The organism is Orrella dioscoreae, assembly GCF_900089455.2.
GTDB classification, from domain to species: Bacteria; Pseudomonadota; Gammaproteobacteria; order Burkholderiales; family Burkholderiaceae_B; genus Orrella; species Orrella dioscoreae.
Genome location: NZ_LT907988.1, coordinates 2,977,780 through 2,997,167 on the forward strand (window position 1 = coordinate 2,977,780; position 19,388 = coordinate 2,997,167).

12 protein-coding genes are annotated in these 19,388 nt (G+C 69.2%); 6 read left to right on the top strand and 6 right to left on the bottom strand.

Annotated elements, in window-relative coordinates:
- Positions 1–32 precede the first annotated feature (32 nt).
- Both guaA and guaB read right to left on the bottom strand, forming a co-directional pair.
- Positions 33–1,628, bottom strand: coding sequence for a glutamine-hydrolyzing GMP synthase (gene guaA / locus ODI_RS13880; RefSeq protein ID WP_067751404.1), 1,596 nt, complete (start codon positions 1,626–1,628; stop codon positions 33–35).
- A gap of 110 nt (positions 1,629–1,738) precedes the next feature.
- Positions 1,739–3,199 carry an IMP dehydrogenase gene (gene guaB, locus ODI_RS13885; protein ID WP_067751408.1) on the bottom strand — a complete coding sequence of 487 codons (1,461 nt, stop codon included), beginning with the start codon at positions 3,197–3,199 and terminating at the stop codon, positions 1,739–1,741.
- 120 nt (positions 3,200–3,319) lie between these two features.
- Between guaB and ODI_RS13890 the strand changes: the two genes are divergently transcribed.
- A complete protein-coding gene (locus tag ODI_RS13890; protein ID WP_082985220.1) occupies positions 3,320–4,840 on the top strand; it encodes an NAD(P)-binding domain-containing protein in 1,521 nt (506 codons plus the stop codon).
- Between the two features lie 37 nt (positions 4,841–4,877).
- Here ODI_RS13890 and ODI_RS13895 read toward each other — a convergent pair whose 3' ends face one another.
- A complete protein-coding gene (locus ODI_RS13895) occupies positions 4,878–6,524 on the bottom strand; it encodes a methyl-accepting chemotaxis protein (RefSeq protein WP_067751409.1) in 1,647 nt (548 codons plus the stop codon).
- A 276-nt stretch (positions 6,525–6,800) separates the two neighbouring features.
- Positions 6,801–10,940 (bottom strand): phosphoribosylformylglycinamidine synthase, encoded by a 4,140-nt coding sequence (purL, locus tag ODI_RS13900; protein ID WP_408635828.1) that lies wholly within the window; start codon positions 10,938–10,940, stop codon positions 6,801–6,803.
- Positions 10,941–11,177: 237 nt separating this feature from the next.
- On the opposite strand from purL, the gene ODI_RS13905 reads away from it, so the two are divergent.
- Genes ODI_RS13905 through ODI_RS13920 form a run of 4 tightly spaced genes read left to right on the top strand, consistent with a single transcriptional unit; the run spans position 11,178 to position 14,896 of the window.
- A complete protein-coding gene (locus tag ODI_RS13905) occupies positions 11,178–12,404 on the top strand; it encodes an MlaE family ABC transporter permease (protein ID WP_082985221.1) in 1,227 nt (408 codons plus the stop codon).
- Positions 12,398–13,210, top strand: a complete 813-nt coding sequence (locus ODI_RS13910; RefSeq protein ID WP_067751413.1) for an ABC transporter ATP-binding protein — start codon at positions 12,398–12,400, stop codon at positions 13,208–13,210. Before ODI_RS13905 ends, ODI_RS13910 begins: the two co-directional genes overlap by 7 nt.
- A 1-nt stretch (position 13,211) precedes the next feature.
- A complete protein-coding gene (locus ODI_RS13915; protein WP_067751415.1) occupies positions 13,212–14,156 on the top strand; it encodes an MlaD family protein in 945 nt (314 codons plus the stop codon).
- The gene (locus tag ODI_RS13920; RefSeq protein ID WP_067751417.1) at positions 14,153–14,896 is read left to right on the top strand and encodes an ABC-type transport auxiliary lipoprotein family protein; all 744 of its coding nucleotides are present in this window, start codon (positions 14,153–14,155) and stop codon (positions 14,894–14,896) included. Before ODI_RS13915 ends, ODI_RS13920 begins: the two co-directional genes overlap by 4 nt.
- A 44-nt stretch (positions 14,897–14,940) precedes the next feature.
- Here the strand turns inward: ODI_RS13920 and ODI_RS13925 are convergent, their stop codons facing one another.
- Together ODI_RS13925 and ODI_RS13930 are read right to left on the bottom strand one after the other, a co-directional pair.
- Positions 14,941–17,508, bottom strand: coding sequence for a DNA internalization-related competence protein ComEC/Rec2 (locus tag ODI_RS13925; RefSeq protein ID WP_067751423.1), 2,568 nt, complete (start codon positions 17,506–17,508; stop codon positions 14,941–14,943).
- A 132-nt stretch (positions 17,509–17,640) separates the two neighbouring features.
- Positions 17,641–18,057 carry a GNAT family N-acetyltransferase gene (locus ODI_RS13930; protein ID WP_231968058.1) on the bottom strand — a complete coding sequence of 139 codons (417 nt, stop codon included), beginning with the start codon at positions 18,055–18,057 and terminating at the stop codon, positions 17,641–17,643.
- Between the two features lie 280 nt (positions 18,058–18,337).
- On the opposite strand from ODI_RS13930, the gene ODI_RS13935 reads away from it, so the two are divergent.
- Positions 18,338–19,324: a Bug family tripartite tricarboxylate transporter substrate binding protein gene (locus ODI_RS13935; RefSeq protein WP_067751433.1), complete on the top strand. Its 987-nt coding sequence runs from the start codon at positions 18,338–18,340 to the stop codon at positions 19,322–19,324.
- Positions 19,325–19,388: the final 64 nt, after the last annotated feature.

Consider the following 19,388-nt stretch of genomic DNA (forward strand, 5'->3'; position numbering starts at 1 on the left):
ATAGCTGGCGATAGTCCTCGAAGGACGTCAAATCACTCCCACTCAATAGTAGCCGGCGGCTTACTACTAACGTCATAAACCACCCGGTTAATCCCCCGCACCTCATTAATAATCCGCGAGGAAACCTTGGCCAACAACGCATAAGGCAACTGCGCCCAATCCGCGGTCATGAAATCCGACGTCTGCACAGCCCGCAGCGCAACCACGTAATCGTAAGTCCGCCCATCCCCCATCACCCCCACCGACTTCACCGGCAGGAACACCGCAAACGCCTGCGAGGTCAGGTCATACCACGTCTGCTGACTCACCGTATCCACGGTCCCGCGCAGCTCTTCGATAAAGATCGCATCCGCACGACGCAGCAGGTCTGCGTACTCCTTCTTCACCTCACCCAGGATCCGCACACCCAGGCCAGGCCCAGGGAACGGATGGCGGTACACCATCGCGGGCGGCAGGCCCAATGCAATACCCAGTTTGCGCACTTCGTCTTTGAACAACTCGCGCAGCGGCTCCAGCAGCTTCAGGTTCAGCGTGTCGGGCAGGCCGCCCACGTTGTGGTGCGACTTGATGGCGACGGCCTTGCCGGTCTTGCCGCCGGCCGACTCGATGACGTCGGGATAGATGGTGCCTTGGGCCAGCCAGCGGGCGCTTTTGAGCTTGCCGGCTTCGGCCTGGAAGACTTCGACGAACTCACGGCCGATGATCTTGCGCTTGGCTTCGGGGTCTTCGACGCCGACCAGCTTGCCCAGGAACTGTTCGCTGGCATCCACATGGATGATGCGCACGCCCATGGCGTCGGCGAAGGTGGCCATGACCTGCTCGCCTTCGTTCAGGCGCAGCAGGCCGTGGTCGACGAAGACGCAGGTCAGCTGGTCGCCGATGGCCTTGTGGATCAGGGCCGCGGCCACGGACGAATCGACGCCGCCCGACAGGCCCAGGATGACTTCGTCGTCACCGACCTGCTCGCGGATGCGGGCGACGGCCTCGGAGACGTAGTCGGGCATGTTCCAGTCGCCCTCGCAGCCGCAGATCTCGCGCACGAAGCGGGTGAGCAGCGCCTGGCCTTGCAGGGTGTGGGTGACTTCGGGGTGGAACTGCACGGCGTAGAAGCCGCGTTCCTCGTCGGCCATGCCGGCGATGGGGCAGGACGGCGTGGAGGCCATGAGCTTGAAGCCCGGCGGCAGCGCGGTGACCTTGTCGCCGTGGCTCATCCAGACCTTGAGCATGCCGTGGCCTTCCGGGGTGCGGAAGTCTTCGATGCCGTCCAAGAGGCGCGTGTGGCCGTGGGCGCGGACTTCGGCGTAACCGAACTCACGGTGGTCCGAGAAGCTGACCTCGCCGCCCAGTTGCTGCGCCATGGACTGCATGCCATAGCAGATGCCCAGCACGGGCACCTTCACGTCGAAGACGTTGGCGGGCACCGAGAAAGCGTCTTCGGCGTAGGCCGAGGCGTGGCTGCCCGACAGGATGATGCCCTTCAGGCCGCCCTGCGCGGCCTGCTCGGCCACGAAGGCGGGATCGACGTCACCGGGATGGATTTCGCAGTAGACGCCCGCTTCCCGCACGCGGCGCGCGATGAGCTGGGTGACCTGTGAACCGTAATCGAGGATGAGGATGCGCTGATGCATGAGGACTCTGTCGGATTGAATGTGAATTCAGGGCGGCGAATGAACCAAGCGCGCGCCGAGGGGCGCGCGCTTGGGTGCTGCATAGGACCTGCGGGGTGCGCGGAAAGGAATCAGTCCGCGCGGTAGTTCGGTGCTTCCTTCGTGATCTGCACGTCGTGGACGTGCGATTCGCGCACGCCGGCCGAGGTGATTTCGACGAATTCAGCCCGGGTGCGCATGTGCTCGATGCTGGCGCAACCGCAATAGCCCATGGAGGCGCGCACGCCGCCGGCCAGCTGGAAGATGATGGCGAGGACGCTGCCCTTGTAGGGCACGCGGCCTTCGATGCCTTCCGGCACGAGCTTGTCGGCGTTGTTGGAGGGGTCCTGGAAGTAGCGGTCGGCCGAGCCGTCCGTCATGGCGCCCAGGCTGCCCATGCCACGGTAGGACTTGTAGGAACGGCCCTGGTACAGGACGACTTCGCCCGGCGCCTCTTCGGTGCCGGCGAACATGCCGCCCATCATGACGGCCGAGGCGCCGGCAGCCAGTGCCTTGGCGACGTCGCCCGAGTAGCGCACGCCGCCATCGGCGATGAGCGGCACGCCCGTGCCTTCCAGCGCTTCGGCAACGTCCGAGATGGCGGTGACCTGCGGCACGCCCACGCCCGCGACGATGCGGGTGGTGCAGATGGAGCCGGGGCCGATGCCGACCTTGACGCCATCGGCGCCGGCTTCGACCAGCGCCAGCGCGGCGGCGCCGGTGGCGATGTTGCCGCCGATGACGTCGACCTTGGGATAGTTCTGCTTGACCCAGCGCACGCGCTCGATGACGCCCGACGAGTGGCCGTGGGCGGTGTCGACGACGATGACGTCGACACCCGCGGCGACCAGCTTGGCGACGCGCTCTTCGGTGCCCTCGCCCACGCCGACGGCGGCGCCGACGCGCAACTGGCCCTGGGCGTCCTTGCAGGCGTTGGGATGTTCGGTGTTCTTGACGATGTCCTTGACGGTGGCCAGGCCACGCAGCTCGAAGGCGTCGTTGACGATCAGCACGCGCTCCAGACGATGCTCGTGCATCAGCGTCTGGGCCTGGTCGAGCGTGCCGCTTTCGTCCATCGTGACCAGGCGCTCGCGCGGGGTCATGATGTCACGCAGCGGCAGGTCCAGGCGGGTTTCGAAGCGCAGGTCGCGGTTGGTGACGATGCCGGTCAGCTTGCCATCCTGCACCACGGGCAGGCCCGAGATGCCGTGCTGGCGCTGCAGGGCGATGGCGTCGCGCACCTTCATGTCCGGCGTGACGGTGACCGGGTCGATCACGATGCCGAATTCATGGCGCTTGACGCGGGAGACCTCGCGGGCCTGCTCGTCGGCGGAAAGGTTCTTGTGGATGATCCCGATGCCGCCTTCCTGCGCCATGGCGATGGCCAGGCGGGCTTCGGTCACCGTGTCCATGGCGGCCGAGACGAGCGGGATGTTCAGGGAGATGTTGCGGGTCAGGCGGGTGGCGAGCGACGTGTTGCGCGGCAGCACGTCGGAATAAGCAGGCACCAACAACACGTCGTCGAAAGTGAGTGCTTTTTTGATGAGACGCATGGGGGACTCCGGGCGCAAAGCAAGATTATACGCCTGAGCGCGAACCTGTCAGTGGAAACCCTGATCCGGACGTGGACAGGTGTGGCGTGGCGGCCCCAGGGCAGGGCTACACTTGCGGGCATGACATCGACCGCAACGCCTTCCTGCACCGCCCCTGCGCCCCCTTCCCCCCTGACGGGCAACCCCGCCAGCGCCCCACCCTATCCGCCCGGCGCCCCCGGTCTTGCGGGCCTGGCCGCGCTGGAAGCCCGGCTGGCGCAGGACCTGGCGTGGCTGGAACTGCCGCCGCCTGCCTGGGTGCCGCCCAGCCAGCGCGACGGCCTGCCGGTGCTGGACGTGGCGGTGATCGGCGGCGGCATGGCGGGCCTGACGGCCGCGACCGCGCTGCGCCACCTGGGCATCACGGCAGTGATCTTCGACCAGGCGCCTGCCGGTTTCGAGGGTCCCTGGGCCACGACGGCGCGCATGGAGACGCTGCGCTCGCCCAAGACGCTGACAGGGCCGGCGCTGGGCCTGCCAGCCCTGACCTTCCGCGCCTGGTACGAGGCGCAATACGGCGTGCCGGCCTGGGAAGCGCTGGACAAGATTCCGCGCCTGCAATGGATGGACTACCTGCGCTGGTACCGCAAGGTCATGGGCCTGGACCTGCGCAATGCGCACCGCCTGTCGGGCCTGCGGCCGCGCGGCGACGGCGTGGTGGCGCTGGACATTGCCAACGCCGAGGGCACGCGCACGCTGCTGGCGCGCCACGTGGTGCTGGCCACGGGCCGCGACGGCCTGGGCGGCGCGCAGGTGCCGGCCTTCGTGAACGGCTTGCCGCGCGAGCGCTGGGCGCATTCCTCGGACGTGCTGGACGCGGCCATGCTGGCCGGCAAGCGCGTAGGCGTGGTCGGTGCGGGCTCGTCGGCCATGGACAGCGCCGCGACCGCGCTGGAAGCCAACGCCCAGCGCGTGGACATGCTGGTGCGCCGCGCCGACATCCCGCGCATCAACAAGCAGAAGGCCGCGGGCAATCCGGGGCTGGTGCATGGGCACCAGGCCTTGTCGGACGCCTGGAAATGGCGCTTCCGCCACTACATCAACCGCGAGCAGGTGCCGCCCCCGCGCGGCAGCACGCTGCGCGTGATGCGCCACCCGAATGTGCGCGTGCATCTGTCGTCGCCGGTGCTGAAGGCCGAGATGGCGGGCGACGAGATCCACGTGACGACGCCCCGGGGCGTGATCGCGCTGGACTTCCTGTTCCTGTCCACGGGCTTTCGCATCGACTGGTTCGCGCGCGAGGAGTTCGCGACCATCGCGCCGCACGTGCGCGCCTGGCACCAGCGCTATGCCCCGCCCTCGGGGGACGAAGACCAGGAGCTGCACGACTCGCCCGACGTGGGGCCGGCCTTCGAGCTGCGCGAGAAGACGCCGGGCGCCTGCCCGGGGCTGGCGCGGGTGTATTGCTTCAACTATCCCGCGGCGCTGTCGCACGGCGCGATCTCGGGCGATATCCCGGCCATCAGCGACGGCGCGCGCCGGCTGGCCGAGGGCATCGCCAGCGCGCTGTACGTCGAGGACATCGACCAGCACTTCGCCCGCCTGGAAGCCTTCAGCGAGCCCGAGGTGTTCGGGGACGAGTGGGCGGACAGGCTGGCCTGAGCATCGCGCGGGCGCGCCTGCAGCCCTCCTGCAGGCCCTAAGCGCCCTGCTCCCGCCACACCAGCGGCCCGCGGGCATGGCTGGGCGCCGGCTCGGCCTCCAGCACCACGGTGGCACTGGGCGTGCCCACCTTGAACACGCTGACCAGCGCTTCCAGCCTTTCCGCCTGCGCGTTCAATGATTCGGCGGCATTCGCCGAGTCGCCCACCAGGGCCGCGTTTTGCTGGGTCATCTGATCCATGCTGCTGACGGCCTGGTTGATCTGCTCGACGCCGTCGGACTGCTCGCGGCTGGCCGTGGCGATCTCGTCGATGATGCGCGTGACTTCCTGCACGCCCTGCACCACCTCCCGCATGGTGGCGCCCGCCTGCGCCACCAGCGCGGTGCCGGCCTCGACGCTGGCGGTGGACGCATCGATCAACTGGCGCACCTCGCGCGCCGCGGCGCCCGAGCGCTGGGCCAGCGCACGCACCTCGCCCGCCACCACCGCGAAACCGCGCCCCTGCTCGCCCGCGCGGGCGGCCTCGACGGCGGCGTTCAAGGCCAGGATGTTGGTCTGCGCGGCGATGCTGTCGATGACCGAGACGATTTCCACGATCTTGCGCGACGCGGCCTGCACGTCGCCCATGGTGGTGACGACGCGCTCCACGACCTCGCCGCCACGCGTGGCGGTGCTGGCCGTGCTGGCCACCAGGCTGGACGCCTCGGCGGCGTTGTCGGCGTTCTGGCGCACGGTGGCCGTGAACTCTTCCATGGAGGCCGCGGTTTCCTCCAGCGAACTGGCCTGGTATTCCGTGCGCGACGCCAGGTCGGCGCTGCCCGAGGCGATCTGGTGCGAGGACTGCACGATGGCGCTGGTGCCGCCGCGCACCTCGGTCACGATGCCGGCGAAGCTGTCGCGCATGGCCCGGATGGCATGCAGCAGGCTGCCTTCGCTGTGGGACGCCAGGGGAATGTCGCAGCTCAGGTCGCCCCGCGCCATGCGTTGCGTGGCCTCGGCCGCCGGGCCGGGCTCGCCGCCGATCTGGCGCAACAGGCCGCGCGAGATCACCATGCCGATGAGCAGCAGCAAGGCTGCCAGCAACAAGGCCACGCCGCCGAAGGTGGCGCCGCGCTGCAGGAAGGTGGCTTCCACGGTGTCGACATAGACCCCCGAGCCGATGACCCAGCCCCAGGGCGCGAAGCCGATCACATAGGACGCCTTGCGCACGGGCTCGTCGTGCCCGGGCTTGGGCCACATGTAATAGACCAGGCCGCCGCCCTGGGCCTTGACCACGTCCACGAATTCCACGAACAGGTGCAGGCCGTTGGGATCGGCCATGCCGGACAGGTCCTTGCCATCCAGCTCCGGACGCACGGGATGCATGACCATGCGCGGCGCCATGTCGTTGACCCAGAAGTATTCGCTGCCGCTGTAGCGCATGGCGCGCAGGGCATCCATGGCTTCGGTCCTGGCTTGCGCGTCGGTCATCTGGCCTGCCTGGGCGCGGGCGTGGAAACGCGCCACCAGGCTGTGCGCGGACTCCACGGTCTGCCGCACGCTCTGCGCGCGTTCGTCCATCAACAAGGCGCGCTCGGACAGCAGGAAACCCGCTGCGATCGCCAGGACGCCCACCACGGCGCACAACACCAGCAAGCCCAGGCGCTTGCGCAAGCTCAGCGTATGTATCGACTGCAACAGCATGGCTTCTCCTCATTCTTGTTCGAGTCGCGCCGCCGCGCGCCATGCCTGGCCCCGTGATCTCCCGCCAGGCCCGCGGCGTCTCCGCTCCCGGCGCCGCCTGTCTGCGGGGGCTGCCGGAATGAGGCAAACATAGCGACTATCGCGTGCTTGCGGGAGTAGCGGAAACCCGCGAAACCCGCCATTGGCCACAAACAAAACGGCCGGGTTGCCCCGGCCGTTCCATTTTTGCTGCGGTGTCGTCAGGGCCGCGTAAGTCTCGGCCCTGACGACCTGGGCCTAGCCCAGCCAGACGCGCGCGTTGCGGAAGAGACGCATCCACGGCGAATAGGCGCCGCCGGCATCGGCCTGGCCCCAGCGGGCAGGCGCCCACGACATCATGACGTTGCGCGTGACGCGCTCGGGGTGCGGCATCATGACCGTGAAGCGGCCATCAGCGGTGGTGACGGCGGTGAGGCCGCCGGCGCTGCCGTTGGGGTTGAAGGGATAGGCCTCGGTGGCGGCGCCACGGTTGTCGATGAAGCGCGCCGCGCCCAGCACGCGCACGGCGTCGCCCTGCTGCGCGAAGTTGGCATAGCCTTCGCCGTGCGCCACGGCCACCGGCAGTTGCGTGCCTTCCATGCCGGCGAAGAAGATCGACGGCGAGGCGGTGATCTCCACCATGGACAGGCGCGCCTCGTACTTGGCCGACTGGTTGTGCGTGAAGCGCGGCCAGTCCTGCGCGCCCGGGATCATGGGCGCCAGCGCGGCCATCATCTGGCAGCCGTTGCACACGCCCAGCGCGAAGGTGTCGGGACGCGCGAAATAGGCGGCGAACTGGTCGGCCAGCTGCGCATTGAAGCGGATGGTGCGGGCCCAGCCTTCGCCAGCGCCCAGCACGTCGCCGTAGCTGAAGCCGCCCACGGCGACCAGGCCTTGCGCCTGGCCCAGGTCGACACGGCCGGCCAGCAGGTCGGTCATGTGCACGTCCCAGGCTTCGAAGCCGGCGGTGTCGAAGGCCCAGGCCATTTCCACCTGGCTGTTGCAGCCCTGCTCGCGCAGGATGGCCACGCGCGGGCGCTTGCCGGTATGGATGAAGGGCGCGGCCACGTCTTCCTGCGGGTCGAAGGCCACGCGCGGCGTGAAGCCGGGGTCGGCCGCGTCGTTCCACATGTCCAGCTCGGCCTTGGCATTCGCCGGGTTGTCGCGCAGCACGGCGATGTCATGGCTGACCTCGCTCCACAGGCGGCCCAGTTCGGCGCGCGGCGCGCCCCAGATGCGCTGGCCGTCGCGGAAGAACTCGACCTCGTCGCGGGTGTTCAGGCCGCCGATGACGTGCGAGTGGACCGACAGGCCCGCGGCGCGCAGCACCTGCATGACGGCGTCGCGCTCGGCGGCCGGCACCTGGATGACGGCGCCCGCCTCCTCCGAGAACAGCGCCTTGAGCGTGAGCTCGGCGCGCTGCACCGAGACCTGCTCGGGACGGATCTTGTAGTCGCCCCAATCGGCGGTGTTCGCGTCGATGGTCAGCATGTCCAGGTTGATGGACACGCCGGTGTGGCCGGCAAAGGCCATTTCGCAGACGGTGGCGTAGAGGCCGCCGTCGGAACGGTCGTGGTACGCCAGGATGATGCCCTGCTCGGCCAGCGCGCGGATGGTGACGAAGAAGGCGCGCAGTTCTTGCGGCGCGTCGATGTCGGGGACGTTTTCGCCGACCTGGTTGAAGGCCTGCGCCAGGATCGAGCCGCCCAGGCGATGGCGGCCACGGCCCAGGTCGATGAGGATCAGCGCGGTGTCGCCGGCGTCGGTACGCAGCTGCGGCGTCAGGCTGGCGCGCACGTCGCTGACGGGCGCGAAGGCGGTCACGATGAGCGAGACGGGCGCCACGACCTGGCGGGCCTCGCCGTTTTCCTGCCAGCCGGTGCGCATGGACAGCGAGTCCTTGCCCACCGGGATGGACAGGCCCACTTCCTGGCACAGCGTGCTGACGGCCGACACCGTGTCGAACAGCGCGGCATCCTGGCCATCGACGCCGCAAGCGGCCATCCAGTTGGCCGACAGCTTGATGTCCTCCAGGCGCGCGACGTCGGCCGCGACCAGGTTGGTCAGGGCTTCGGCCACGGCCATGCGGCCCGAGGCCGGCGCGTCGAGCATGGCGATGGGCGTGCGCTCACCCATGGACATGGCTTCGCCGCGGAAACCCTCGTAGTCGGCCAGCGTGACCGCGCAGTCGGCCACCGGCACCTGCCAGGGACCGACCATCTGGTCACGGCTGGAGAGGCCTCCCACGGTGCGGTCACCGATGGTGATGAGGAAGGTCTTGTTGGCGACGGTGGGATGACGCAGCACGCGGCGCGCGGCATCGTCCAGGGAAATGACGGTGAGATCCAGCGCTTCGGCTACGCCGGGCAAGCGCCGCACGTCGCGCGTCATGCGCGGCGGCTTGCCCAGGATGACGCTCATGGGCACGTCCACCGGGTGGCCCGGGGCGCCGCCTTCGGCGCCCGGCGGCTGCGGCGCGGGTTGCGCGTCCAGGCTGGCCAGCATCGCGTCGAGTTCGGCGAACAGCGTGGCGTCATCGCCCGTGGCGCCGTTGACCACGCGCAGGTCGCGCGGCTCGGTGGCGATGCCGATGACGGCATAGGGGCAGCGCTCGCGGCGCGTGATGGCGTGGAAGCGCGGCAGGTCGGCGGGCTGGATGGCCAGCACATAGCGTTCCTGCGACTCGTTGCTCCAGATCTCGGCGGGCGACAGGCCCGACTCTTCCAGCGGCACGCGCTTGAGATCGAACACGGCGCCGCGCTCGGCGTCGTTCACCAGTTCGGGGAAGGCATTGGACAGGCCGCCGGCGCCCACATCGTGGATGGCCAGGATGGGGTTCTGCTCGCCCTGCTGCCAGCAGCGGTCGATGACTTCCTGCACCCGGCGTTCGATTTCAGGGTTGCCGCGCTGCACGGAATCGAAATCCAGTTCGGCGGTGTTGCTGCCCACGCCCATGCTGGACGCGGCGCTGCCGCCCATGCCGATGCGCAGGCCAGGGCCGCCCAACTGGATGAGCAGCGCGCCCGGCGGGATGCGCAGCTTGGTGGTCAGGCGCGCATCGATGCTGCCCAGGCCGCCCGCGATCATGATGGGCTTGTGGTAGCCCCAGCGCGAGCCACCGGCGGTCTGTTCGAAGGTGCGGAAGTAGCCCAGCAGGTTGGGACGGCCGAATTCGTTGTTGAACGCGGCGCCGCCCAGCGGGCCGTCGATCATGATGGACAGCGGCGAGGCGATGCGGTCGGGCAGGCCGTGATGGTCGGCCTCCCAGGGCTGCTCGGCGCCCGGCACGCGCAGGTGCGAGACCGTGAAGCCGGTCAGGCCGGCCTTGGGCTTGGAGCCGCGGCCCGTCGCGCCTTCGTCCCGGATCTCGCCGCCCGCGCCCGTGGAGGCGCCGGGGAACGGCGCGATGGCCGTGGGGTGGTTATGCGTTTCCACCTTCATCAGCGTGTGGATGGTGGCTTCCTGGCGGCCATACAGCGGCGCGCCGGTTTCGCCCTGACCCACGACCTGGAAGCGGGTGGCGACACCGCCTTCCATGACGGCGGCGTTGTCCGAATAGGCGATGACGGTGCCGGCGGGCTGCGCGGCGTGCGTCTCGCGGATCATGCCGAACAGCGTCTTGGTCTGCTGCTGGCCGTCGATGACCCACTGCGCATTGAAGATCTTGTGGCGGCAGTGCTCGCTGTTGGCCTGCGCGAACATCATCAGTTCGACGTCGGTCGGGTCGCGGCCCAGCGCATTGAAGGACTCGGCCAGGTAATCGATTTCGTCTTCCGACAGGGCCAGGCCCAGCGTGGTGTTCGCCGTGACCAGGGCCTGGCGGCCCTCTGCCTGCACCGCAACGGTGCGCATGGGCTTGCCCGCCAGCGGCGTGAAGAGCGCCTGGCCGTCGAATGCCTCGTCGACCACGGTTTCGGTCATGCGGTCGTGCAGCAGGCCTGCCGCCAGGGCCAGTTGGGCGTCGTCCAGCGACTTGCTGCCCATGCCCAGCAGGCCGCGCTGGGGGATCAGGGCGTAGCGCACCCCGCGCTCCACCCGGCGCACCGCGGCGAAACCGCAGTTGCGGGCGATGTCGGTGGCCTTGCTGGCCCACGGCGAGATCGTGCCCAGGCGGGGAATGACGCGCAGCACCAAGGCCTGGTCGGCGCGCTCGGGCGCCGTGTAAGGCGTGCCGTAGTCCAGCAAGGCCAGCAGGCGCGACTGGTCGTCGCCTGCCAGGGCGCCGTCGGTCCAGACGAAATGTTCGTGGCGGGCGGCAATATCTGCCACGGGCAGGCCGGCCTCCTGGAGCCGGGCGAGCAGTCGCGCGCGGCGGAAGTCGGACAGGGCGGAGGAACCGGGGACGTTCAGGATGGACAGGGGCACGGTGCGGGATTCGTTCAGGAGGGGGGAAGGCAAGCCGGGATTTTAGCGTGAGCGGCGGATTCCGTTCGTGGGCAGGTTTATCCAGCCGGAGAAACCCGTCCACCCGCTGTCCGGCCCCACGAAAACGCCCGGCAACCGCCTGCTACGCCGCTAACACCTGCTCACCCAGCCGTAACCCGCGACAGCAAAGCCTTCCCATTAATAACACCTTAAAAAAACGCCCCATCCTTAGTGCTAGACTCGCAGCGTCTCTTCCTCCCCCCCTATTTCATGGCCCAACTCCGCGCCCCCGACCCGGCCGCCGCCAAGCGGGAATCGTCCGCCGTTCGCGTCGGTGCGTCCGGCCGCGAGGCCTGGATCGCGCGCGAGGCATCGGACGCCGGCGACGCGCGCTGGGTCATCGGCGGCGACTGGGTGCTGGAGAACTACCCGGCCCTGGCGCGCGAAGCCGCGCGCCTGCAGCCCGACAACGCGCTGGCGCCGGACGGTGATACCGGGGCCGACGTCGACTGGCGCGAGCTCAAGGAACTGGACACCGCCGGCGCCGCCCTGCTGATCGAACTGCTGGGCCCGACACATGCGCGGGACCTCGCCCAGGCCGACCCCGACATGCCCGCCGCCCGCCGCGCCCTGCTGGAGAACATGGGCGTCGCCATGCTGGACCGCTGCGCGCCGCCGCCACGCGAACCGCGCCACGCCGTGGGCGAAGTGCTGGAGCGCGTGGGCATTGCCGTCATGGCCGGCTGGAAGACCTTCATCACGCTGCTGGGTTTCGCCGGCCTGGTGCTGGAGACCCTCGCGCGCACCGTCTTCCGCCCGCGCCGCTGGCGCGTCACGTCCGTCACGGCGCTGGTCGAACAGGTCGCCCTGGACGCCCTGCCCATCGTCGCGCTGCTGACCTTCATGGTGGGCACGGTCGTGGCCTTCCTGGGCGCGACCGTGCTGCAACAGTTCGGCGCCACCATCTACACCGTCAACCTGGTGGCCTTCTCGTTCCTGCGGGAATTCGGCGTGCTGCTCACCGCCATCCTGATTGCGGGCCGCACCGCCAGCGCCTACACCGCGCAGATCGGCTCCATGAAGGCCAACGAGGAAATCGACGCGCTGCGCGCCCTGGGGCTGAACCCGGTGGAAATGCTGGTGGCGCCGCGCGTCATCGCGCTGCTCATCTCGCTGCCCATCCTGACCTTCATCGGCGTGCTGGCCGGCCTGCTGGGCGGCGCGCTGGTCTGCCTGCTGACGCTGGACATCTCGCTCACGCGCTACATCTCGATCATCCAGGAGAACGTGGATATCCGCCATTTCCTGGTGGGCATGGTGAAGGCGCCGATCTTTGCCTTCGTCATCGCCATCATCGGCTGCCTGGAAGGCTTCAAGGTCACGGGCAGCGCGCAGTCCGTGGGCGAGCACACCACCTCCAGCGTGGTGCAGTCCATCTTCATGGTGATCCTGCTCGACGCCCTGGCCGCGCTCTTCTTCATGGAGATGGGATGGTGACGGCCGCCAACGACCCGCGCCAGGACAAGGCTGGCGACGAACTCGCCATCTCGGTGCGCGGCCTGCGCAACCAGTTCGGCGCCCAGGTCGTGCACGACAACCTGGACCTGGACGTGCGCCGCGGAGAGATCCTGGGCGTGGTGGGGGGCTCGGGCACCGGCAAGTCGGTGCTCCTGCGCAGCATCGTCGGCCTGCAGGAACCCGCGGCCGGCACCATCCAGGTCGAAGGCAAGGACCTGCTTTCCCTGTCGTCCGCCGAACGCTCGGAGCAGGAGCGCCGCTTTGGCGTACTGTTCCAGAAAGGCGCCCTCTTCTCGTCGCTGACCGTCACGGAAAACGTGGCGCTGCCGCTCATCGAACACGCCGGCCTGTCGCGCGCCGAAGCCGAGCGGCTGGCGGAAGTGAAGCTGGCGCTGTCCGGCCTGCCTCCCGAAGCCGGCCCGAAGTATCCGGCCTCGCTGTCGGGCGGCATGATCAAGCGCGCGGCGCTGGCCCGTTCGCTGGCGCTGGATGCCGCCATCCTGTTCCTGGACGAGCCCACCGCCGGGCTGGACCCCATCGGCGCCGCGGCCTTCGACCAGCTCATCCTGACCCTGCGCGATGCGCTGGGCCTGACCGTATTCCTGGTCACGCACGACCTGGACACGCTCTATACCATCTGCGACCGGGTCGCCGTGCTGTCGCAAAAGAAGGTGCTGGTCGTGGACACGATCGACGCCGTCGCCAGCTACGACGACGCCTGGGTGCAGGAATACTTCCACGGGCCGCGCGCACGCGCAGCGGCCGCCGCCGCTACGGGATCCTGATATGGAAACACGTGCCCACCACGTCCTCATTGGACTCTTCACCCTGCTCGCCGTTTCCGGCGCCCTGATCTTCGGCCTGTGGTTGGCCAAGGCGCATGGCGACGGCGGCGTCAGTTACTACCGCGTGGTCTTCAACGAGCCGGTCAACGGCTTGTCGCGCGGCAGCGCCGTGCAGTACAGCGGCATCCGCGTGGGCGACGTGGTCGCGCTGTCGCTCGACCCCAACGACCCGCGCCGCGTCATCGCGCGGATCCGCGTCGAGGACACCGCCCGCATCAAGGAAGACACCAACGCCCGCCTGATGATCACCGGCATTACCGGCGCCGCGGCCATCGAATTGGGCAACGGCACGCCGGAGAGCCCCCTGCTGAAGCCCAAGCCGGACAGCAACGAGGAACCCGTGATCGTCGCCACGCCCTCGCAGCTGTCCAAGCTGCTGGCCAACGGCGAAGACTTGATGGGCAACCTGAACGAAATCATCTTCAATGCCAAGCAGCTGTTCTCGAAGGAGAACATCGAGAGCATCAGCAAGACGCTGGCCAACCTGGAGCAGGCCACCGGCGCCATGGCGGACCAGCGTGACTCGTTCCGCGAGTTGCTGGCCCAGCTGACCCAGGCCAGCAAGGAAGGCCAGGCAGCGCTGAAGGAAGCCACCAGCCTCATCAAGAACACGAACCAGCTGGTGGCCGGCGAAGGTGCCGCCACCCTGAAGGGCGCGCGGGATGCGATGAACTCGCTGGCCAACGCCACCTCGCGCATCGAGACGCTGCTGGAAACCAACCAGCCCGCGCTGAACCGCGGCATGCAAGGTTTCAGCGAGATCGGCCCGGCCGTGCGCGAACTGCGCAGCACGCTGTCGGCGCTCAACGCCATCGCCCGCCGCCTGGAAGACAACCCGGCCAACTACATCCTGGGCCGCGAATCGCTTGAGGAGTTCCGTCCATGACATCCGCCCCGCGTAACCTGACGCGCCGCGCCGTGGCGCTGGGCGTGCTGGCCGCCAGCGCGCTGCTGTCGGCCTGCACGCTGCTGCCCAAGAGCGAAAAGCTCGCCGTCTATCAATTGCCGCTGACCGCCCTGCCCGCCGCGTCCCAGTCGCCCACGATGTCCTCGCTGCGCATCAGCACGCCGGAAAGCGGCCAGATGATCGATTCGGCGCGCATCCTCGTCGTGCCCGATGGCAACCGGCTGGCAGCCTACGAAGGCGTGCGCTGGGCCGACCCGTCGCCGGTGCTGGTGCGCGAGCGCCTGGTGCAGGCCTTCCTGGATGACCGCCGCATCGCCGTGGTCAGCACCGACCGCAATCCCCTGCCCTCGGTGCTGGACCTGTCCGGCACGCTGCGCACCTTCCAGGTGGAATACCGTGACAGCAAACCCGTCGCCGTCGTGCGCTACGAAGCCCGCCTGGTTGCGCTGCGCACCGGCAGGCTGCTGGCGGCCAACCGCTTCGAGGTCGCACAGCCGTCGAATGGCACCAGCGTGACGGACGTCGTCACGGCTTTCGGCCAGGCCACCGACGCCTTGTCGGCCGCGCTGGTGAAGTGGGCCGTCGAGCAAGGCGCGGCCACCGCGCCGCTGGATGCCAGGCCCGTGCCGGTCAGCCAGCAGAACCCGTCGCGCCAACGGCATGACGAGCAGCGCGTGGAGCCCATGCCGCAACCGGCGCCGCCCAAGCCGATGCGCTGAGCGATCCTGCCATGACGACAACACGGCCCGATGGCCGTGTTTTTTTATCGTCCCTGCCAATAGCGCGGCGCATGCAACCGCTGCGCGCGCATCCTCAGCCCCTGCGTGCCGGGTCCCTCCGATACGGCCATGACCGCGCCGTGCAGATCGGTGCGCCAGAACACCGCCCCGGCACGCTCCCAGCGCCGCTGCACGGGCGCTTTCGGATGGCCATAGCGGTTGTAGCGGCCAGCCTGCGCCACCACGTGCCAGGCCTGCGTCGCGGCCACCAGATCAGCCCCGGAGGACGTGGCCGCGCCGTGATGCGGCGCCATGACCCACTCCGTGGCCGGCAGCCCCGCCCGCGCCAGCGCGCGCTCCTGCGCCACGGGAATGTCACCCGTCAGCAAGGCGCTGTGGTGCTCGCCCGCCAGGCGCAGCACGCAGCTTGCGGCATTGCGGTCCATCAAGGCCCGGGCGCTGTCATCGCCTGGCGGCGGATGCAGGAAATCGAAGCGCACGCCATCCTGCACCCAGGACACACCGGCCTCGCACGCTGACATGCGCGCTGGCAGTGCCGGCATCGGCGAGGTCGCCAGGCCTTGCCGGGCCTCGCGCCTGAGATAGGCCACCATGTCGAAGGGACTGTAGCCCTGCGCCACCGGAAACGCCGCCAGCACGCTGCGCAGCCCGCCCGCGTGGTCGCCGTCGGCGTGCGACACCACCAGCACGTCCAGCGCGCGGATGCCACGCGCCCGCAACAGCGGCAGGATGGCGCGGCTGGCGGCGTCGCTGTCCGGGCCGTAGCGCACGCCCGTGTCGTACAGCAGGGTCTGCGTGGCTGTCTCCACCAGGACCGCCGCGCCCTGGCCGATGTCGATGGCCGTCAGCCGCCACTGCCCCGGTGGCGGCCGCGTGGGCTGCCACACCAGCACCGGCAGGGCCAGCAGCCAGCCGGCCGCGCGCACCGGCAGCCCTGGCGTTCCCAGCGCCCAGACCACGCCGAACAGGGCCAGCACCAGATAAGGCCAGGGCGCCGCCGCCACGCTCAGCGCCGCGCCGTCCCACGCCGCCATGGCCACCAGCGGCACCATCATCTGCGCGAACACGGCTTCGCCCGCAAGTGCCGCCCAGGCGCCCGCTGCTGTCACGCCAGGGGCGACCAGCAGCAAGGCAGCCAGCAATGCCAGCGGCGTGACGAGATAGCTCACGACTGGAATCGCGATGGCATTGGCCAGCGGCGACACCAGCGGCACCTGTTGGAACAGGTAGGCCAGCACGGGCGTCAGCGCCAGCGTGATGAGCCATTGCAGCCGCGTGGCCTCCCACAGCAGCGCCGCGGCCCGCCGCCAGCGCTTGGGCGGCTTGTCGCCTTGCACGGTCTGCGTGGCATTCGCCCCCGCCTGCATCAGCACCGCCACGGCACCAAAAGACAGCCAGAAACCCGGCGCCAGCGGCGCCCATGGGTCCAGCGCCACGACGAGCGCCGCCGCGGCGGGCAGGATGCGCCAGGGCGTGAGCGGCAGGCGCAGCATGGCGGCCATCGCGATGACCGCCAGCATGAAGAAGGTGCGCCGCGCCGGCACGCCCCAGCCGGCCAGCAGGCTGTAGGCCAGCGCCACGATGACCGCGACCGCCGCGCCCACGGCCTGGGCCGGCAGCCGCTCCGCCCAGGCACGGCGGCGCCAGCGCAGGCGCTTCCAGATGCCACGCGCAGCCAGGCCTGCCAGGGCAGCCAGCAATGTCACGTGCATGCCGCTGATGGACACCAGATGGGTGATGCCGGTCAGGTTGAAGATGTCCCAATCCTCGCGCGCCACGCCCTGCTGGTCGCCCAAGGCCAGCGCGACCAGCACGGGGCCGTAACGCTTGCCGGCCAGGGCTTGCAGCATGGCTTCCCGCACATGCCAGCGTGCACGATGCAGCAGGGCTTCGGCGCCGCCTGCCCATGCCTGCAGCAGCACGGGCTCGCCGCGCACCGTGCCGCGTGCACGGATGCCGCGCTGGAACATCCAGCCTTCGTAATCGAAACCCTGGGGGTTGCTCAGCCCCGTTGGCGGGCGCAGCACCAGCGCGGCGCGCCAGACCTGGCCGGGAATGAGTTCGGGCACGGGCTGCGCGGGTTCGCCTGCCGGCTGCCTGGCGACACCGACAGGATCTTCCGATGAGGTGGCGCCGGGCAGCCTGGCCATGCCCGGCGCGAACCAGTTCACCTGGATGCGCGAGGGCACGCCCTCGGGTTGCGCGTGCAGCACGCGCACCTCTGCGCCGCGGCCCGAGGCGTCGCCTTGGGGCAGGCCGACGACCTGGAAGGTGACGCGGGTGACGTGGTTGATGTTGCCTTCGGCCAGGGCGTCGTCCAGGCGGTGCTGGGCGCAGAAGCTGGCCCAGGCGATGCCCAGGCAGGCGGCCCCGGCAATGGCGATCAGGCCTTGCACGCTGCCTTGACGGGATGCCTCCGGAAACGGCGTATCGGCGGCCAGCCGGTGCCTGGCGTGCCAACGCACGACCAGCGAGCACACGAGCAACGCGACACCCGGCGCAGCGACTTCCCAGAACCAAGGCAAGCGCGGCAGCGTCTGCACCAGCGCGCAGCCGCCCACGAAGGCCAGCAAGGCCAGCCGTCCTGACATGAGAATTCCTGTGTAGCGGTGGGCTGCACAGGCTACTCAGGCATCGGCCGGCCAGCGGCATCACCGCGACGCCAGGACAGTCGGGGCTAGTTCCGATGGGTCGCGATGTCCTGCCTGCCGCGCAACAAGACGCTAGGCGTTCTCCCCGCCCCCGCTCACGAAGGAATACCGCAGGATGTCCGAGCGCCGCTGCCACCCCAGCCCTTCCCAATACTGCATCCCGGCGGCGTTATCCACCAGCACGTCGACGTGGGACTTGTAGATGCCCACCTCCTGCAGCCGCGCCAGGCAACGCTGGATCAAGGCCTTTGCAATGCCTTGCCGGCGATGATCCGGATGCACGGCCAGATGCTGCAGATACCCGCGGCGCCCGTCGTGCCCGCACAGGATGCAGCCGACCAGGCTGCCATCCAGCACCGCCACGGCGCTCAGGCCGGGATTGCGCGCCAGATAGCGCGCCACGGCTTCGGGGCCGTCCGCGTCGCGCAGCGTCAATCCCGGCACCTCGCGCCAAAGCGCCATCACGGCGCAATGGTCTGCCATCGTCATGTCGCGCACCTGCATCATGCCTCTCCCTCTTGCCGTTGGCTGCCGGCCTGGCCTCAGGCACGACACCGGATCGGATCGATCATAAATTTTTTCGATGCCGATTCAAAAAAGATTCGATTGTGCGCAGTGACGCTCGTCACATAGCATCCATTCCCATTAGAAATGCAGACTGGCAACGGCGGCAGACATTCAGGCAGGCATCAGACTTTTCGATGCGCTGTCACGCCACACTGCAACACCCGCCACTCTCTCATACCCAGATCAAAAGCAAGGGGAAAGCATGTCGAATCGCAGCAACCGTCATTTCCTGGCCACCGCGCTGGTGGGCGCCAGCCTCCTGGCCGCCGCGCCGCTCCAGGCGCAGACCGCCTATCCCGCCCGCCCCATCCAGCTGGTCGTGCCCTTCCCGGCCGGCGGCAACACCGACTATGTCGCGCGCCTGCTGGCGCCGGTGCTGGGCGAGAAGCTGGGCACCTCCATCGTGATCGAGAACCGCAGCGGCGGCGGCACGACCATCGGCGCGTCCTATGTGGCCAAGGCTGCCGCGGACGGCTACACGCTGCTGATCAGCTCGGGCTCGACGTTCACGTCCGGCCCCGTGGTGATGCCCAATGTGTCCTACGACCCGATCAAGAGCTTCGAGCCCATCGGCATGGTCGGCGGCAACACGCTGGTGCTGGTGGCGGGCAAGCAGGTGCCGGTGAACACGCTCCAGGAACTGGCCGCCGCCGCCAAGGCGCGGCCCGATGCCTATAACTATGCGTCTTTCGGCAACGGCAGCACGGCGCACTTCGCCGGCGAGATGCTGAAGCGCGCCACCGGCATCTCGATGATGCACGTGCCCTACAAGGGCAGCGCCCCCGCCATGAACGACCTGCTGGGCGGCCAGGTGCAATTGAACATCGACACCGTGCCGGCCGCGCTGCCGCACATCAAGGAAGGCCGCATCAAGCCGCTGGTGGTGACGAGCGCCGTGCGCTCGCCGCAGTTGCCCGACGTCCCCACGCTGAAGGAAGCGGGCTTCGACGCCGCGCCCATCTCGACCTGGGTGGCGGTGGTGGCCCCGCGCGGCCTGCCCGCCGACGTGAGCACGCGCCTGCAGGCCGCCTTCAAGGCCACGATGGCCGACGCGACGGTGCGCGAGAAGCTGACGGCGTCGGGTTTCGAAATCCGCGATGGCGACGCCAATGCCGTGGCCAAGCTGATTGCCGAAGAACTGCCGCGCCTGCGCGAGGTGGCCAGGCAAGCCAACATCACGGCGGAGTAAGCTTGACGCCGGTGCCTGGCGGATCCCTGCCAGGCATGCCCTGATCGCCCGCGGCCTGGCGCCG

Excerpts from the sequence above, each read along its gene's own strand:
- guaA (WP_067751404.1), bottom strand. The coding sequence starts at position 1,628 with ATGCATCAGCGCATCCTCATCCTCGATTACGGTTCACAGGTCACCCAG.
- guaB (WP_067751408.1), bottom strand. The coding sequence starts at position 3,199 with ATGCGTCTCATCAAAAAAGCACTCACTTTCGACGACGTGTTGTTGGTG.
- ODI_RS13890 (WP_082985220.1), top strand. The coding sequence starts at position 3,320 with ATGACATCGACCGCAACGCCTTCCTGCACCGCCCCTGCGCCCCCTTCC.
- ODI_RS13895 (WP_067751409.1), bottom strand. The coding sequence starts at position 6,524 with ATGCTGTTGCAGTCGATACATACGCTGAGCTTGCGCAAGCGCCTGGGC.
- ODI_RS13905 (WP_082985221.1), top strand. The coding sequence starts at position 11,178 with ATGGCCCAACTCCGCGCCCCCGACCCGGCCGCCGCCAAGCGGGAATCG.
- ODI_RS13910 (WP_067751413.1), top strand. The coding sequence starts at position 12,398 with ATGGTGACGGCCGCCAACGACCCGCGCCAGGACAAGGCTGGCGACGAA.
- ODI_RS13915 (WP_067751415.1), top strand. The coding sequence starts at position 13,212 with ATGGAAACACGTGCCCACCACGTCCTCATTGGACTCTTCACCCTGCTC.
- ODI_RS13920 (WP_067751417.1), top strand. The coding sequence starts at position 14,153 with ATGACATCCGCCCCGCGTAACCTGACGCGCCGCGCCGTGGCGCTGGGC.
- ODI_RS13925 (WP_067751423.1), bottom strand. The coding sequence starts at position 17,508 with ATGTCAGGACGGCTGGCCTTGCTGGCCTTCGTGGGCGGCTGCGCGCTG.
- ODI_RS13930 (WP_231968058.1), bottom strand. The coding sequence starts at position 18,057 with ATGACGATGGCAGACCATTGCGCCGTGATGGCGCTTTGGCGCGAGGTG.
- ODI_RS13935 (WP_067751433.1), top strand. The coding sequence starts at position 18,338 with ATGTCGAATCGCAGCAACCGTCATTTCCTGGCCACCGCGCTGGTGGGC.